A 17,492-nucleotide genomic window follows, 5' to 3' on the forward strand; every position below is an offset into this window, starting at 1 on the left:
CTACTTCCTACTTCCTACTGCCTACTGCCTACTGCCTACTTCCTACTTCCTACTGCCTACTTCCTACTGCCTACTGCCTACTGCCTACTAACCACTAACCACTAATCACTAATCACTAACCACTAACCACTGCGGCTTCGCCGCTACTTCTTTTCACCGCGGTTCTTGGCGGCGATGTCTTTGTATTTGTTGTGGTCGGCAAGCGTGCTGCTGAAGAAATGCGTGTGCGAGCCGTCATCTTTTGCAACAAAGTAAAGTGCTTCGGTCTTTTCGGGGAAGAGCGTGGCTTCTATGGCCTTGCGTCCCGGATTGGATATCGGTCCTGGCATGAGTCCCGGGAACCTGCGGGTGTTGTATGGGTTTCCGCTGTTCAACTGGCTCTTGTAGATCGGCCCGGTCAAGTTTTTGAAGATGAACCGCACTGTCGGGTCCGCCCCCAGTGGCATGCCGAGACGGAGACGGTTGTGGAACACTCCGGCAATGAGCGGTCGCTCTTCGGGAATGCCTGTTTCTTCTTCGACGACGCTTGCGAGCGTCAACACGCGGTGCCAGTTGCCTAGTTCTTCCCACATGGAGCCTTTGCGGTTTTTCATTTCGTCGCGTACTTTAAAGTTTGCGGCGACCATCTGTCGCAGTATGGACTCTTCGTCGGAGTTGATGGCGAACGGGTACGTGTCCGGCAGCAGGTAGCCTTCGAGCGAATTTCCTTCGATGCCAAGGTTGTGGGCGAACTGCGGGTCTTGGACTAAACTGTTCCAGCGGGCTGTGTCGAGGTTCGGGAAACTTTTCTGGATGTAGGCGGGGATTTCCCAAGAGGCCCGACCTTCGGGGATGGTCACCTTGCGGACGGCGCTCTTACCGCTTTCGAATATGGCGATGATTTTGTCGAGCGTCTGGTGGGCGGGGACTTCGTACCACCCGGCTTTGAGGGCTGGTTTGTGTTTTTTACACCATAAAGTGAACGCAAGTTCGTCCGTCCAGACTCCGTTCTCCTGTAAGATTTGTAAAACTTTTGTAGGAGAACTTCCTTTCGGAATCTCCAAAACTACAGTTTTTTCGTTATGTGAAACTTCGCTCAACCGTTGATTTACGTGGATGTACGCGAAAACGGCGAGTATGACGATAATAATGGCGGTAATTGAAAAAATCTTCTTCATTGCGTAAAAATTTAAAAGAAAATGCAACGGATTGGCAAAATAAAAAGTATATTCGTATAGCATTGTTGAATATTTCCCTTCTTTTGAGGATTCGCTATGAATATGATGAAAAAAGTTATGTTTGTCGCCTTCGCTTTATTGGTTGCTTCTTCCTTTGCCGCCAAGAAGGTCAAATCCAAGCTGGGCGATGTGGAACTCACCAAGGAAAAGGATGGTGGTTCTGTAGTCTGCACGGCTAGCTTTAACGACGAAATGACCGTCTTGAAGGAAGGCGATACCGAAGTTCTCGTGAAGGGCGCTTGCGGTCAGGGCTGGGTTCCGAAGGCTAAGGTCGAATACGTTGCCCAGAAGGCTGGCGACAAGTCGATGAAGTTGGAAGACGTGGACATCGTGGGCTGGCTCGATAACCCGAGTGCCGTGTTCGTGTTGGAAAACGACAACATCGACTTCGAAGGCGTGAACATCGACCGTGACTTCAGAGAATATCTGCAGCACACGATGGACCGTGAAACGATTGAAATGCACAACGGCGAAAACTAGCTGTTGAACATTCATGAATGTTTGACCTGCGGCTTAATGGCCGCGGGTTTTTTGGGTTTTTTGATGCTAGGGCAGAAGCCGCGACGCTCGACCTCCGCCTTTGTATTTCGTGCAATCCCCTCAGCTCGGCTATGCGAAAATAAATTTTCATGCATCACTCGCCTTGCGGGGATTTGTCCTACTGTTTACTAACCACTAACCACCAACCACTAACCACTTCCTACTTCTAACTTCCTACTAATAAATTATGCTCTTTCTTCTTCTTACCATCGGTCCTGCTTTCTTGTTCGCTTGCGGAAACATTTTGGAAAAGTCAGGAGTTTCGACGGTTGGCAAACGTACGGGTGGAACTTCGAGACCTTGGGCGTTTTTCAAGGGCGTTATTACAAACAAATTTTGGTGGATGGGCATTGGCTGCTCTGGGCTTGCGACGCTTGGCTATTACATTGCGATGGCTCAGTACGATTTGAGCCAAGTGCAACCGATGATGGTTTTAAACCCAGTGCTGACGGCGTTGATGGGCTTTTGCATTTTGAAGGAAGTCTTGACGAAACGCATTGTGGTGGCGATTTGCTTTGTGGTGGCGGGGCTTTTGTATTCCGTCGAGAATTTGGGTGAATCGACGGCGATACAGAACATCGGGACGCTTTGGGCGTATGCGGGAATTCTTTGCTTTGCGACGTTGATTGCTCATATTTGGGTAAAGGACCGCGAAATGGTCGATTCGCTGATCATGGGCGTGGGGTTTGGGCTTTCGGCGGCGTTTTACAAGAGCTTGGCGATGGATTTTGATTTGGACCATATCGAAATTTCGTCGGTGGCGAACTTGCTTTTGGATTTAAGGGCGCTCGGTTATATCGTGACGTACGGAATAGCGTTCCTTTATTCGCAAATTTCGTTCTCGCGTGGGCGTGCGCTGTTTATTATTCCTTTCAGTGCGGCTGTAGGAGCCGCTGTGCCGACTTTGGCGGGGGCGCTTGTGTTCTCGGAAGCTTTCCCGATAGGCAAAGTGATTTCTGTTTCACTTGTTCTAATCGGCGCCTGCTTGTTCATTGTCCGCAGGCCGAGAAGGAAAGTTAGTTAATAGTCGTTGGTCATTGGTCAATGGTCATTAGCTTTGGGCTATGGGGTCGCTTCGCTTTGGGCTATAGCTCATACCTGAAAGGTCGCCCTTGGGCGACCGTGTCCATTTCTCTCGTCTCTAGCCTCTAGTTTCTAGCCTCTGGCCTCTACTCTTTCGTCTCTCGTCTTTCGTCTCTCGTCTTTCGTCTAATATCACACTGCTTGTAACTTTTTCGCTTTGTATTTTTCTAATTTTACATATTATGAATTACAATACTAGGATTCTTTGCATTGGCGCGGGTTATGTCGGCGGCCCCACTATGACTGTTATCGCCGACAAGTGCCCTGATGTAAAAGTGACTGTTGTGGATATTAACCAAGCTCGCATTGACGCTTGGAATAGCGACAATCTCCCGATTTTTGAACCTGGCTTGGACGATGTTGTAAAGCGTGCTCGTGGTCGCAACTTGTTCTTCAGTACGGACATTCCGTCTGCGATTAAGGAAGCCGATATTATTTTTGTCTCTGTCAATACTCCGACGAAAACTTTTGGACATGGTGCGGGCAAGGCCTCTGACTTGCAGTATTGGGAAAAGACTGCTCGTAATATTCTGGAAATTGCGGACGAAGGAAAAATCATCGTCGAAAAATCAACGCTCCCGGTGCGCACGGCTGCGGCTATGGAACGTATCTTGAATTCGAACGACAAGGGTTTGCATTTCGAAGTTCTTTCGAACCCTGAGTTTTTGGCGGAAGGTACGGCAATTAACGACTTGTTTGAACCGGACCGCGTTTTGATTGGTAGCCACCAGACGGAATCTGGTCTTGCGGCTTGCCAGAAGCTTGTCGATGTCTATGCGCACTGGGTGCCGCGCGATCGCATCTTGACAACGAACCTTTGGAGTTCCGAATTGACGAAACTCACTGCGAATGCGTTCCTCGCGCAGCGTATTAGTTCCATCAACTCGATCAGTGCTCTTTGCGAACGCACGGGTGCCGATGTCGATGAAGTTGCTTATGTGATGGGCAAGGACAAGCGAATTGGCCCGAAGTTCTTGAAGGCTTCCATCGGTTTCGGCGGCAGTTGCTTCAAGAAAGATATTTTGAATCTTGTTTATTTGTGCGGATACTATGGACTGCCTGAAGTGGCGGCTTACTGGGAAAGTGTCGTGAAGATTAACGAATGGCAGACACACCGCGTTGTCGATCGCATGCTTGAGACGATGTTCAATACGATTGCCGGCAAAAAGATTGCAGTGTTCGGTTTTGCGTTCAAGGCGAATACGGGCGATACCCGCGAAAGTCCTGCGAATTTGGTCGTGCGTGACTTGCTGGCTGAACATGCATTGCCGGTCGTCACGGATCCGAAGGCAATTCCCGATGCCAAGCGCGACTTGAAGGATGTGCTTGAGCAGGTCCAGTTTGAAGAAGACCCGTACAAGGCAGTAGAAGGGGCTCATGCGGTTGTCGTTTGCACGGAATGGAAATGCTTTGCTGAACTCGACTGGAATCGTATTTACGCTTCGATGGTAAAGCCTGCGTTTGTCTTTGACGGGCGCAATATTTTGGATGCAGAGTCACTTCGTAAGATTGGGTTTGAAGTGACTAGTATCGGCAAGGGCAAGGCCGAATAAATTTTTGAAAGAGAGTTGTTATGGCTTCTATTAGCGTTTTTGGGTTGGGATATGTAGGGTGTGTCGGAATTGCATGTCTGGCGAAATTGGGTCATCGCGTTGTCGGATATGATGTTGATATAAATAAGGTAAATCGAATTGCCGCCGGACTCCCGACGATTGTCGAACGTGATGTAGATGAGGTAATGCAAGATGGCTTTAAAGCAGGACTTATAACGGCGACGTCTTCGGCGATGGAGGCTGTTTCCAAGACGGATGTTTCGTTCTTATGTGTCGGCACGCCGAACGCCCCGGATGGACGCTTGGATACAACGTATTTGATGTCTGCAATCAAGTCCATTGGGGAGGCTATCCGCTCCAAATCGACTTTCCATATCGTCGTTATCCGCAGCACGGTTCCGCCGGGAACAAATGCTGCTGCGACGGCATTGATTGAGAAAATTTCGGGCAAGCGTGAAGGTATTAATTTTGCTGTGGCGTCGAATCCTGAATTTCTCCGTGAAGGCATGGCTGTAGCCGATTACCTGAACCCGCCGTTGACCGTGATTGGCTGTGAAAGCAAGCGTGCTCTTGGTAGTCTTAGAAAGATTTATGAACCGCTCGGTAGCGAAGTTGTCGAAGTTGAACCGAAGGTGGCGGAAATCATCAAGTTTGTCAACAATTCGTATCATGCTTTGAAGGTGACGTTCGGGAACGAAATCGGAGCCATTTGCAAAAAACTCGATATCGATAGCCACAGCGTCATGGATTTGTTCTGCAAGGATACTCAACTTAACATTTCCCCGTATTATTTCAAACCGGGATTTGCTTATGGTGGCTCTTGCTTGCCGAAGGATTTGCGAGGACTTAACTTCTTGGCCGAATCGAATCAGGTGGATGTTCCTGTTCTTTCTTCCATTGAATCAAGCAATGACGAGCATATCCAGCGTGTATTGGAACGCGTGCAAGAAATCGGCGTGCGCTCTGTCGGTATTGTCGGTCTTACATTCAAGGCTGGCACAGACGATTTGCGAAACTCGGCTGCAATTCGCTTGGCTGAAGGTGTTTTGGGAAAAGGCTGCTCTCTCAGCATTTATGACCGTTATTTGAATATCGCCCGTGAAAAGGAAACGAATCTCCGCGAACTTAACAAGCGCATCCCGCATTTGCTTCCGCTTCTTGTAAAAGAAGTCGAAGAAGTTGTAGAAAATAATTCGCTTGTCATCATTACTGTCCGAAATCCCGAAATTCCAGAACTTATCCGCAGGTATCCTGAAATTCATTTTTTGGACTTGGTCCGCATGAAGGATACTTCTGTAGAAACTCTCTCGAATTATGAAGGATTTTGTTGGTAATTTTTTATGAGCCAGTCTTTAAAGGAACTTTCAGACAAAAAAGTCTGCATAGTTGTTGAAAATCTTCCGGTACCGTTTGACCGTCGAGTGTGGCAAGAAGCAACCTCGCTTCACGAAGCTGGTGCCGAGGTAACGGTTATTTGTCCTAAAACAAAGAAATATCCTTTGGAATACGAGGAACTGGAAGGTATTCGAATTTATCGTCATCCGTTGCCCGAAGCGAAGGGGACGATTGATTATTTCAAGGAATATTTCTGTGCACTTTTCCACGAATTTCGTTTATTGTTGAAGGTGTTCAGGACGCAGGGCGTGCAGGATGTTATTCACGCTTGCAATCCGCCAGACTTGATTTTTATAGCAGCGTTTGTGTTCTTTACGTTCACACGTTGCAAGTTTCTCTTTGACCATCACGATATCAATCCGGAACTTTGGATTGCAAAATTCGGCAAGAAGGGTCTTGGCTACTGTGCGATGATCTTGGTGGAACGCCTTACGTATTTCTTTGCAAAACATGCGATTGTGACAAACGAATCGTACAAGGAAATTGCGATGCGCCGTGGTCGCAAACGCGAAGAGGATATTACTGTAGTGCGTAGCGGTCCAAATCTTTCGAAATTGAAAGTGGGGCCGGCAAAGCCGGAAGTCAAGAAGGGCTTCAAGTATCTGGTGGGGTACATTGGTGTGATGGGCAAGCAGGAAGGTATCGATCTTTTGCTGAGTTCTGTTGACTATATCGTGAATGAAAAGAAACGCAAGGACATCCGTTTTTGCATTATGGGTGGGGGACCTTCCCTTGACGAACTGCGCGCATTGAATGAAACGATGAACTTGACCGATTTCGTGGAATTTCCCGGTCGCGTGAGTGACGAATTTTTGGCGGACGTATTGAATACTGCCGATGTGTGCGTAAATCCTGATTTGCCTTCGGAAATGAACGACAAATCAACTATGAACAAAATCATGGAATACATGGCGTTCGGAAAGCCCATTGTGCAGTTTACCCTCAAGGAAGGAAAATTCTCAGCGCAGGAAGCGTCGCTCTATGCGACGAATACGGACACGAACGATTTTGCCGATAAGATTTTGTGGTTGCTCGACCATCCAGAAAAGTCCGCTGAAATGGGGGCTTTCGGACGTAAGCGCGTACAGAACGAACTTAGCTGGGATTTCGAAAAGCCGAAACTGATTTGTGCATACAAGAAAATTTTAGGAATGTAATTCCTATTTTGTTTTGTATGTGAAAAAGGGAAGTGCAAATCACTTCTCTTTTTTGTTTTCGAACTTTATATCTAATGTCTTGATAAGAGAATCGAGGCGGTGGGTGAGCTTTTCGGCGCCAGCTTGGGAAAGGTGACTGTAGTCATGGGCCTCTTTATCGGTGTAGTCGTGCTTGCCCATCTTGTTTTCATTCATCAAGATGAAATTCGGGTATTTCTTCGTGATGCTTGACAAATCTTGTAAAACGTCCGGAACTTCGCTGCGGCGCAGTCCGGCATATCCGTAAGCTCCTGTTTCCGCATATTTGGGATTGATTGGTGGAATTACTCCAATTACGGTTATTTTATGGGCGCTGCAAGAGTCCATAAGTTCTGTCAAAAGTTGCAAATTTCGGTTATACCTGTCGGCTTTGTAATCCATCCAGCAGGAATCTTCGGTTATTGTAGGGTCTCCCCAGCCATTAGCAGATGTTATCAGGTGACCACGAGTGGGGCGGTTGTTTTGAGCTTGGGTGGATGTGCCTGGGCTGTCGTATGTCGCTTTGAATAATCCTTTAGGATAACCATCTTTCCAATAATTGTGGTTCATGTCATATACATATCCTGGATAAGATTCGTATGCCTTGTAAAACATGTTGTTTGCGTTTTGCCCAATGTTATACGATCTGTCCAAATCTAAAGACATAATAAGCATTTTTAACTTCTTTAAATGTGGGATGACATAGTTGTAAAAAAGTTCTGTAGTTCCCCAAAGTGATGCTGCTGGAGTTGCCAGGTTTATGGCGAAAATCGAGTTTTTGAATAATGTGGGGTCAATTCCATAATAAGCTCTTGATGCACCCATGATGACAGCATTTGTCGAATCCTTATATTGCCATATAAGTTCCATTTTGTAACGATAAACACTAGCTTGGTTGCATGCTCCCGAATTGTTGTAATACATACCTGTGCTATCCGGGGCGAGCTCGAAGTCTATTCCCGTTTCGTCAGTTTGCGCATTTTTTGTTTTGCGTTCTATCCACAGATTCGGGTGCCAAAGTTCTTCGCTTTCGGCAAGTTCAGTGACGGAACTGTCAGCAGGGCTTACGAGAACGATTTTTGTGTGTGACCCGTTTGCGTTCGTGAGCGTTGCCACAATGTTGGATGTCTTGCCATCGGTTGCCCATTCGGTATGGTCGAACGTGTAGCCTGATGGTGATGAAATACTTTGTATTAACTTCCCGTTGCTGTCGGCGACGAAAATGCGTTCGTGCGTGGCGTACGATTTGCCGACGAATTTCTGGCCTTTTTTGCCGCCGAAGTCGAGGAACAAAGTGCGTTTGCTTTTGTCTTGAGCAAGCGAAACATTGCACGCTTGTTCTTTGTCATACCAAATGGTGTCGCGTGCTTTTTCTGTAATTGTAGAGCCGGATTTTGCAATGCGTGCACGGAGGAGCCTTGCTCCCGAAACGGCCAAAGTGTTGTCTTCGCTGATGCCGCCATGGTAGGCTCCATCGAAGAGTTTTTGCGGAGTTCCGAATTTGCCTTTGGAGAATTTTACCTGCCAGGTGGCGCTCCCCTTGAAAGCGGATTCGTCCTTGTTGTTGCCGGCGTCGGTTACATAGACGATTGCCGTATCGCCATTGTCGAGGACTCTCCAGCGGGGGATGGCGGCACTCTTGACATCCTGTTTTACGCGGTTTGTCCCTTTTGCGTTCAAGTCGCGGACGTAAAGTTTGGATGTGCCGCTGATGCCTTCGGGCTTGGTACAGAATGCAACGCGTTTTCCGTCGGGCGAAATGTCAGGGTGATATACTTCGATGGAATCATGAATCTCTTTTACGGATAAGGTTCCTTCACTGTAGTCGATAAATGCGAGGTTTCCGCTGATGTCGTTGCGGAACGCGAGAATGGCGTTATGGGTGCCGGTCAATTTTTTTATGGAGCTGGCATTGGCAAGGGCTGATACGGCGCTTGTCTGTACTTTTCCGCTGGCGTCTAGCCAAATGGGGTTCGGGATGTTGCCGAATGCAAGTCGAAAACCAATGCGGTCGGCGTGCGTTGAACCCTCTACGGTGTATTCGTCGCCTCGTGCGATGACGTTCATTTCAGATGGCCTGTCAGAGAAGTAGCCCCCTTTTAGAACTCGTTCTCCGAGATCGCCTCCGTCGAGAGAACCTACGTAATTTGTGATGGTCGTGTCGCGGAATTGACCAGCCCAGTCGTTGACCCATTCTTTCACGTTGCCGGCAAGGTCGCAGAAATCTTGTGAATCCTTTCCGGCACTGCAGACAACATGCGTTTTGAAATCGGAGTTGTCGGCATTCCAGCTATTGTTTTTTGGATCCCAGCCTTTGGATGCGGCGAGAACCCATTCGGCTTCTGTGGGGAGTCGGTAGGCGTTTAATTCGGGGTGAAAAACGAGTGCATCCAGGTTTGTACAATGGCCTTCGCTATCGAATGTCGCCTTGGTGTATGTATATGCCGAATCTCGTTTTTCGGATTTGCTTTTGGCATTTGCGATGAGTACAGCGTCGTAGTAGGTGACGTTTGCAAGGGGGAGACTATCTTTTTTGCACTTGCCAAAATCTTTCAGTTTGTATTCCTTGGCAAGGACATTATATTCGCCGCAAGTGAACTCGTGGATGGCCAGATAATAGTCGTAATCGAGCGAAACCTTCATGGCGGGGCGCTCCGAAGGCTTGAATTTGCTGTCTTTTGTCCCGAGTGTCACGGTTCCGCCGCGAACGGCAATCATGCCTTCGATTTCATCCAATGGGGAGTCGTTCGAGGAATCGGACGACATGCTGCATGCATATAACAACAATGCACAAATTGAGATTAATAATCCTTGTTTCATACCGTCCTCTGTTATGGAAAGATAAAATATATTTGATACGTGAAATAATCTTGGTACATTAGACGTTTAAAAACATTCTCTTTTGGAGAATTTAAAAAATTTATTTACTCCTAAATATTGAATCTTGAATGGCAAACGCCCGCTCAAGTGTGATATCAATGTGGTTCAGTTCATCTAGTTTGCGAGAGACTGTTTGCTTCAGGTACTGATTTCTTTCTATAATCCATTCTTTTAGAAAATGAATATTTTCATCGAATGTTGGTAAGGGAACCGGGTTGTAGGGACAGGAAAGTTGCCTTCTTTCTTGGTTGTCGGTTATTTCTAGAGTGTCGCAGTACGCCCATCCCGAATCCGAATAATTGCGGTTGAACGAATCGTGGAAAAAATCTACAATGGAATCGATTTTGTTCTTGCCCAGTTCGTTGTCGTTGGCGAGATTGTCGAAATAGGGCTCGATTTGTAAATAGCGCTCATAGGCAATCTTTTGAAAGACTGAATCTTGGAAAAGTATATTCCACCATGTTCTTTTGGCATTGAAATTGTTTGTAGATGCTTTTGTGGCTGATACTGTGTTTCCGAGGGACAGGTCAAAATCCCATACCGGTCCGCCTCTCAAGATGCCGTCGTGGATTGTAAAGAAAACAGAACCCGTATGTAAATCAGGATTGCTGACAAATTCCTCTATCCAGTAATAGTCAATAATGGTTTTTATGTCAACGAACTTGATGTATTCCGTGATATTTTGGGTTGCAATCGCTTTTTCGATATGTCCCATTTTTTGTATAAAGTCATCCATTTGCTCTGGAGTAGGCTCTTCGGGTTCGCATAATGTTATGCGAATGGAATCGACCGGAGTGTGGAAGTAAACATCGTTTGCTTTATTTCGTTGTTCGCTTTCAACGACTTCAAAAAGAAAGTCTCCGTTCTCAGTGCTGTATGGAATTCTATTTTTTTGGAATTCTATTTTTTCAAAGATTTGGTAATTCCCCATGAAAATATCATTTAACCATACGTCAATAAAATATGATTTGGGTGAAAATGCAAAGGAAAGATTGCTGGCTAAATCGTAAATTAACTTATTCCGAATAAGCGTAGGGTCAAATGGATTGGATAAGAGAACCCATTTTTTTGCTTTGCCCATGCCTAAAAAATCAACCTTTTCATCGAATTTTATATTGTAGGGTCTTTTGGGACTTTGCGCTGTCGAATTTCCTCGTTTTTTGATATAGCCAAAATTTTCAAAGTTTTCGGTAGGAGTGAAATACGTGAAATGTTCGCTTGCGTCAAAAAAGTAGAAATAAGCGTTGCAGTAGTTGCTTGTTATTTTGGAATTTGTGTAAATGAAAAGCTCTGGAATGCGTTTTAGAGCTTGCCTGCTTGGCGTGTGCTCGGGAATGATGGATTTCCCTTGTGAACTTGTGGAATGAATTTCGTCGCATCCATTTGAGAATAGGGCTATAATGATTGTTGTTGCAATCACAAAAAGGGATAGAGGGACATCATGAGATTTCATATTCTTTTCGAATATATATTCTTTTTATGAAAATATATTGAGGTGATTGCTGGGAAAACCCCTTTTTTTTTGTCAGGTGATAATATTTGCTTGTTTATGGGGACCAAAATAGAAACTTAGGCTGAATGGGAATTGACTAAATGTTTTTGTGTGATTATATTTATTATTGCTTTGGTGATTAAAAAATTATAATACAACGTCATGGCGGACCTAATTTGCCATCTAGTTTCACGAAGAACAATGACGTTAAAGAATCTTGTAAAGTTTATAACAGCCGTCTCTATAAGTGGAGGTCCTGCTATTTGATTTTTTTATGATGAATTGGTTTGTCTAGAGGGAACTGGTTCAAAAGGAGAAGATTGATGCTTTTTTTGTCTTTATTCATATTTGCATTTTTTTTGAATGCTTGTAGCGACAGTGTAACTGATGAAAATGAGAACAGTACTGTCGCATCGGATACCGAGAAAATAGAGGGAATGATTCGCATAGAGCCTTCTAAAACGACATTAGGCACGAAAGATAAAAGTTTCAAGGCGAATGAAAAACCCGAGATGAAGGTCGAACTGGATTATGCTTTTTTCTTGGATGTCCATGAAGTCACGTGTGGAGAGTATCGGAAAGTAGCCAAAAAGAGTAAACTCCATACTTGGGATTCCTGCGAAAACGATAGCATTCCGTTATCGGATGTAACTTATTATGACGCCGTTCTCTTTGCCAATGCTAAAAGCAAGATGCAGGGCTATGATACCGTTTATACTTATAAAAAGTTAAGCTATGATTCAGAAAAACATTGTACTGGTTTGGAAGGTTTTTCTTTTCTTGCCGATGTAGATGGGTTTCGGCTTCCTACTGAAGCGGAGTGGGTCTTGGCGGCGAAAAAAAATTGGGACCCCAAAAAAAGTTGGAACAATGGAAACTCAGGTAACAAGGCGCATGTTGTTTGTTCCAAAGGAAAAGATTCGACAGGACTGTGCGATATGGCCGGCAATGTCATGGAGTGGGTGAATGATTGGCTAGGAGTTTTTTACGATACAACAGTGACAAATTATATTGGAGCTTCCGATGGAGGAAAAATGGACGAACGCATTGTTAAAGGCGGAAGTTATACAAATGCGAAGTCCGAAATAAATCCTATAACCAGAGGCGATGTCTATACAGTTACATCTTCTACCCGTTCTGAATATGTCGGCTTTAGATTGGCTTTTGGGAAAATCCCTAATGCAATAAGAATCAATAATCATGGAAAGGTTGCCGCTGGAGTTATTACACCGATTGCCAGTTCGGAAACTTTAAAAAACTATACCAAAACATATAGTGCAAAACTTGCATTTCGAAATGATGTTTCAGGGAATTTGGCCTACATCGATTATAGTGAAATTCCTTTATCCGTACAAGAAATCGAGGATACCATCGAGGTTTACCATCCGGAAATTTCACCGGATGGAGAATATGTCGCCTTTTGTACGAAATATGAAGGCATTGACAAAAAATCAGAGTTGTACGTAAGAAAATTGGATCCAGAAGGATCAAAGCTCGTAAAACTTGATGTCAAGAGTGCTGCAATCCCTCGCTGGCGTGTGACCGAAACAGGAGACACTGCCATTGTCTATGTAACTAGTGCTGCAAACAATAAAGACACTGCTTCGTTCAAGGCTTCCTCAACTTGGCAGGTTTCATTTAGTAAAGAAAAATTTGGTAAACCGAAGAAACTTTTTGATGGGGCGTATCATGGAGGAATAAGTGAAGATAATACCTTGGCGGTTTCGGGGGCGAGGCTTCTCCGTGCTAGAATTGCAAATAAAGGATCGACTATTACTGAGAATGCTCGCGATACGGTATGGTATAATGGGGAGCAGGCGTGCAATGTTTCTCTTTCCATGGATGGTCGTAAACGAGTGTCCTTCTTGGATTTTGCCAGTAAAAGCGGTAAAAAATTTGTCGGTGAAACTTATGTAACGCATGAAAGACTCTTTATTGCCGACAGCAACGGAAAATTGTTGCGGAGCATCAAGGCCCCCTCCAATTACATCTTTGATCACAGCGAATGGGCTACAGATGGAGAGACATCCAATATTGTGGCCTCCTTGGTCAATGCTAATGGGGCGTATAAAAAAATAGTGCTGGTCAGTCCTGAAGATAGCAACGTTACGGAATTGGTTGATGGCGAAGAACTTTGGCATCCGAATTTGTGGGTGAAAAGGTCAAATTCCGATTCGCTGGAAGAAAAAGAACAAAGAAAATTGGATCCTGATAGTGCTGGAATTTATTACAATTCAAGCGGCGCTTCAGAAAAGGCAATATATTTCAGATATAAAATGGAGTTCCTATGGCAATATAGGGATTCTGCGAATACTGTTATTCTTGGCTCGTCGCGCGTTTATCAGGCCGTAAATCCGATTCAGTTCAGTAAGCCGGTCTTTGCCATAAATTTTGCGACTCCTGGGACTGTAATTTACGGAACCACGCTTCTTTTCCAGAATTATATTCTGCCGCACTTGAAGAAGCTGAAGTTGGTCATTACGTCTATAGATCCAGATAGATCCTATGACAATGGTCGCGATTATGATAATATTTTGTTCAAGGCGTATGAGTCATATCCGGGTTATGTTTATGATAAAAATCATAACTATTGGAAAGACGATTATAGTCCAGAATTATTCAAGGCGACGTATGAATCGCCAGGTGTTGCTTCTATGGCGCAAAAGATGCGCCCGACAAGAGGCTTTGTGCCTATGAAATCATACGGATGGGGCGAACCGTCTCTTGCGAAGGATTCAAGTTGGATGGATGATAAGGACTGTGCCTATTCCCATAATAAAAATTTTGACTTGTTCACGCAGTTTTTGAAACTTTGCAAAGAAAACGATATCATCGTCATCGGCGTTATAACACCACAAAATCCCAAATATAAGGAAACTGGGGCTTTTGGTTATCGTGGATTGCGTAGAAGCGAGGCTATTGTCTTTATAGAAAAATTGAAGAAATTGGAAGAGACCTATCCGAATTTTGTTTTATTTGATGAAAATAAAATGGGAGATCATGATTACACGGATGAAATGGCTACGGATCCAGGGCATTTATCCGAGGTCGGTGCCGTCCGTTTGACGGATCGACTTGATTCGCTTATAAAGACACTGAATATTGTTTTTCCCAAATAGCCCTAGAAAAAATACAACTCTTTTTTGCTAGATTTCTACCAAATGCCTTTTTCTTGGTACATTAGACGATTAAAAACTTTTTCTGCCGGTGAGTTTATTTTCCGCATTCGTCAACGGTTGCGTACGCATGTTTTGGATAAACATGTAATGAATACGTGTAAAAAAAAGAATATGTCTGCTTCGGTCAATTTGCCTAGATCTTCGATGATTGATGATGTCTCGGAACATTTGGATTATCCGATTTTTGAGAAGTCCATCGATGTTTTCAAAAAGATTGATTGGCATCTCGATCTATCGACGGGACGAACTTTCCCAAAGTCTTTTGCGCACAAGATTGATATCCGTAGCGATAAGTATGGCAGCGCAAAGCATGTGTGGGAAGTGAACCGTATGCAGTTTATGCTGCATATTGCATGGCATTATAAAAATAGTGGTGATAAAAATTATCTGGATTTGTTCTGCTACCATTTGACAAGTTGGAAAAACGAAAACCCATATATGGTGGGAGTCAACTGGTATAGCAATATCGAAGTGAATTTGCGATTGATTTGCTGGTATTTTTGTTGGCAAGTTTTGGGTGTGGATTCGCTTCGTAAAGTTGATTTTGAATTAGACAAGTTTGTAAGTGATGTTTGGTTGCCTTTGATTTATGAACATGCAGAGTATTCGTATAATCACCCATCGTTGTGTTCTTCGGCAAACAACCATTTGATTTCAGAATATGCGGGCCTTTTTGTTGCTGCGTGCGGTTGGAATATTCCGCATCGTCATGCGCGTTTGAAGTATGCGCGGGCGGGCTTGGAACGTGAAATTCTTTTGCAGAATACCGCAGAAGGCGTGAACCGCGAAGAAGCTGCGGAATACATCCAGTTTATCGATGACTTTTTCTTGATTGCCGCAGTGGTAGGGAAGAACTCGGGTGTTCCATTTTCGGAATCGTATAACGAGCGGCTCCATGCGATGGCGAATTACATGAATGTGATGCTGGACTCTAAATGCAATTATCCGATGTACGGCGATGGCGATGACGGTTTTGTTTTACGCCCGGATGCTGGCGGCCATTTCAATAATTTCAAGTCTTTGTTAGCTTCGTTCGCAGTGTATTTTAACGATGCCTCGCTTAAACGTACGGATGTCCTGTGGGATGAAAAAAATGAATTGCTGTTCGGAGCGATTGGTCGTGAAAAGTTTGTGTCCATGCCGGCGGTTGCTGTTGGATTTTCAATGGATGGAAATAGGTTCTATCCTGAAAGTGGACATTATATTTTTAAACGCGTGAAAGGCGTTGCCGTTTCGGGCTTTCGTGAAACTTATTTGCATTTTGATGCGGCTCCGCTTGGATACTTGAGCATAGCGGCACACGGTCATGCCGATGCGCTTAGCTTTATCTTGCATGTCGATGGATGCCCTATTGTTGTGGATCCGGGAACGTTTACGTATCATACGCACAAAGATTTAAGAAATTATTTTGTGAGTACGCTTGCCCATAATACGGTTTGCGTGAATGGGAAAAATCAGGCAAATCAGGCGGGGCCGACGATGTGGCTTTCGCATTATCATTGCAAGACGCTGAATCAGGGCGAAAATTTTGTTGAAGCGACGCATGACGGATATCGCAAAGAGGGTGTCCAACATGTGCGGAAAATTGAATTTGACCGTGATGTAAATGAATTTATCATTACGGATACTTTGCATTGCAAGGTTCCTGCGTCTGTAGAAATCCCATTCCATTTGCATCCATCGGTAAATGCGAAATTGCAGGGCTCTACAGCGGTTCTCGAATTCGCAGGAAAGGCAAAGGTGCAAATGTCTTTGGATTCAAAATTGCCCTACGAGATTCGTGAGGGATGGTATTCGGAACACTTTGGCGAAAAAGTCCAGACGACATTTTTGTATGCAAAGACGAATTGTAAAGGGGATATGGTATTTGTGACCCGGTTGCAAGTACTTTGATCTTTTTTTCTAGATTTCATGTATGTTTGAAAAGGTCTGTCATATTGGTCCTGCGTTAGATGTACAGGGAGGCATTAGCTCTGTACTTGCCAGCTATAAAAAATTGTTCGAATTGCCGGATGAAAATTTCATGCCGTCTTACAACGGCTCGTTCGTCAGGTCGCTGCCCCTCTTTGTTTGCTTGTGCTTGAAGCTTTTGTTCTGCCCTCCTGATGTTCCATGTTTTCAAATACATACCTCTTTTAACGGAAGTTTTTTCCGCAAGTTCTTGGTAAGCCTTTGTTTGCGGTTACGCCGAAAAAAATACGTAGTCCATGTTCATGGAAGCCGTTTCATAAGAATGTGCGAAACGTCTCCAAAGTTTGTTCAACGCTTTATTCGTTGCTATTTTAGGCATTCCGCAATGGTTGTTTGCATTACTCCGGATATGCAGGAATTTTTAGACGATTTCGTGGGCAAGGGGGTGTGTCGCTATGTCGTTATTCCTAATCCTTGTTCGACAATCGCTGAAGTTCCTGTCGATTTGACTTTGCATGAAAAGCCGGTGAAGATTGTTTTTTCGGGAAGGTACGGACAAAGAAAAGGCGTGTATGACCTGATAAAAGCGTTCTCAAATGCAAATTTCAAGATTCCGGCGGAATTGTATCTGTTTGGCGATGGCGAAGTGGAAAAGGTCAAGTCCGTAGTCGCAGAATCGCCAAAGGCGGCGTTAATCCATGTTTCGGATTGGCTGAAGCACGAGGAGTATTTGAAAACGCTAGCCCAATTTGATTTTCTTGCATTACCTTCTTATGCAGAAACGTTTGGCATGAGTCTTGTTGAAGCTATGGGCCTTGGAATGCCTGTTGTTGCAGCGCGTTCAGGCGGAGTCCCGTATGTGGTACGCGATGGCGTGGATGGTTTTTTGGTGGATGCGGGAGACGTCCAGATGTTGTCGAAGAAACTGGAAACCCTTGTTGATGATACGGCCTTGCGAGTTCGTATGGGGCGTGACGCTTGGATGGATGCCGTAAAGAATTATAAGAGCGATGTTGTCTTGGATAAGCTAGAAAACGCGTATGAGGGAATGAAGTGATGAAAAAGCG

The 17,492-nt window shown here is 44.7% G+C and carries 11 protein-coding genes; 8 read left to right on the forward strand and 3 right to left on the reverse strand.

Features of this window, described 5'->3' with window-relative positions:
• Window positions 1-143: 143 nt before the first annotated feature.
• Window positions 144-1,157 (reverse strand): endolytic transglycosylase MltG, encoded by a 1,014-nt coding sequence (gene mltG / locus IKG78_RS06655; protein ID WP_290941283.1) that lies wholly within the window; start codon window positions 1,155-1,157, stop codon window positions 144-146.
• A gap of 96 nt (window positions 1,158-1,253) precedes the next feature.
• Between mltG and IKG78_RS06660 the strand changes: the two genes are divergently transcribed.
• The 5 genes from IKG78_RS06660 (at window position 1,254) to IKG78_RS06680 (ending at window position 6,945) form a co-directional block, all read left to right on the forward strand.
• On the forward strand, window positions 1,254-1,697 hold the full coding sequence (locus tag IKG78_RS06660; RefSeq protein WP_290941286.1) for a hypothetical protein: 444 nt from the start codon (window positions 1,254-1,256) through the stop codon (window positions 1,695-1,697).
• Between the two features lie 247 nt (window positions 1,698-1,944).
• The gene (locus IKG78_RS06665; protein WP_290941289.1) at window positions 1,945-2,781 is read left to right on the forward strand and encodes an EamA family transporter; all 837 of its coding nucleotides are present in this window, start codon (window positions 1,945-1,947) and stop codon (window positions 2,779-2,781) included.
• Between the two features lie 241 nt (window positions 2,782-3,022).
• Window positions 3,023-4,393, forward strand: coding sequence for a nucleotide sugar dehydrogenase (locus IKG78_RS06670; RefSeq protein ID WP_290941291.1), 1,371 nt, complete (start codon window positions 3,023-3,025; stop codon window positions 4,391-4,393).
• A 20-nt stretch (window positions 4,394-4,413) separates the two neighbouring features.
• Window positions 4,414-5,727, forward strand: coding sequence for a nucleotide sugar dehydrogenase (locus tag IKG78_RS06675; protein ID WP_290941294.1), 1,314 nt, complete (start codon window positions 4,414-4,416; stop codon window positions 5,725-5,727).
• A 6-nt stretch (window positions 5,728-5,733) separates the two neighbouring features.
• Window positions 5,734-6,945: a glycosyltransferase family 4 protein gene (locus IKG78_RS06680; protein WP_290941297.1), complete on the forward strand. Its 1,212-nt coding sequence runs from the start codon at window positions 5,734-5,736 to the stop codon at window positions 6,943-6,945.
• Between the two features lie 39 nt (window positions 6,946-6,984).
• Here the strand turns inward: IKG78_RS06680 and IKG78_RS06685 are convergent, their stop codons facing one another.
• Complete coding sequence (locus IKG78_RS06685; RefSeq protein ID WP_290941301.1) at window positions 6,985-9,783, reverse strand: TIGR02171 family protein; 2,799 nt, start codon at window positions 9,781-9,783, stop codon at window positions 6,985-6,987.
• Window positions 9,784-9,883: 100 nt separating this feature from the next.
• On the reverse strand, window positions 9,884-11,296 hold the full coding sequence (locus tag IKG78_RS06690) for a CotH kinase family protein (protein WP_290941309.1): 1,413 nt from the start codon (window positions 11,294-11,296) through the stop codon (window positions 9,884-9,886).
• Window positions 11,297-11,658: 362 nt separating this feature from the next.
• On the opposite strand from IKG78_RS06690, the gene IKG78_RS06695 reads away from it, so the two are divergent.
• From IKG78_RS06695 to IKG78_RS06705, 3 genes are all read left to right on the forward strand, one after another.
• A complete protein-coding gene (locus tag IKG78_RS06695) occupies window positions 11,659-14,454 on the forward strand; it encodes a TIGR02171 family protein (RefSeq protein ID WP_290941312.1) in 2,796 nt (931 codons plus the stop codon).
• Window positions 14,455-14,601: 147 nt separating this feature from the next.
• Window positions 14,602-16,407 (forward strand): alginate lyase family protein, encoded by a 1,806-nt coding sequence (locus IKG78_RS06700; protein WP_290941315.1) that lies wholly within the window; start codon window positions 14,602-14,604, stop codon window positions 16,405-16,407.
• A 22-nt stretch (window positions 16,408-16,429) separates the two neighbouring features.
• On the forward strand, window positions 16,430-17,482 hold the full coding sequence (locus IKG78_RS06705) for a glycosyltransferase family 4 protein (protein ID WP_290941317.1): 1,053 nt from the start codon (window positions 16,430-16,432) through the stop codon (window positions 17,480-17,482).
• Window positions 17,483-17,492 lie beyond the last annotated feature (10 nt).

The organism is Fibrobacter sp., from assembly GCF_017545445.1.
Taxonomy (GTDB): Bacteria; Fibrobacterota; Fibrobacteria; order Fibrobacterales; family Fibrobacteraceae; genus Fibrobacter.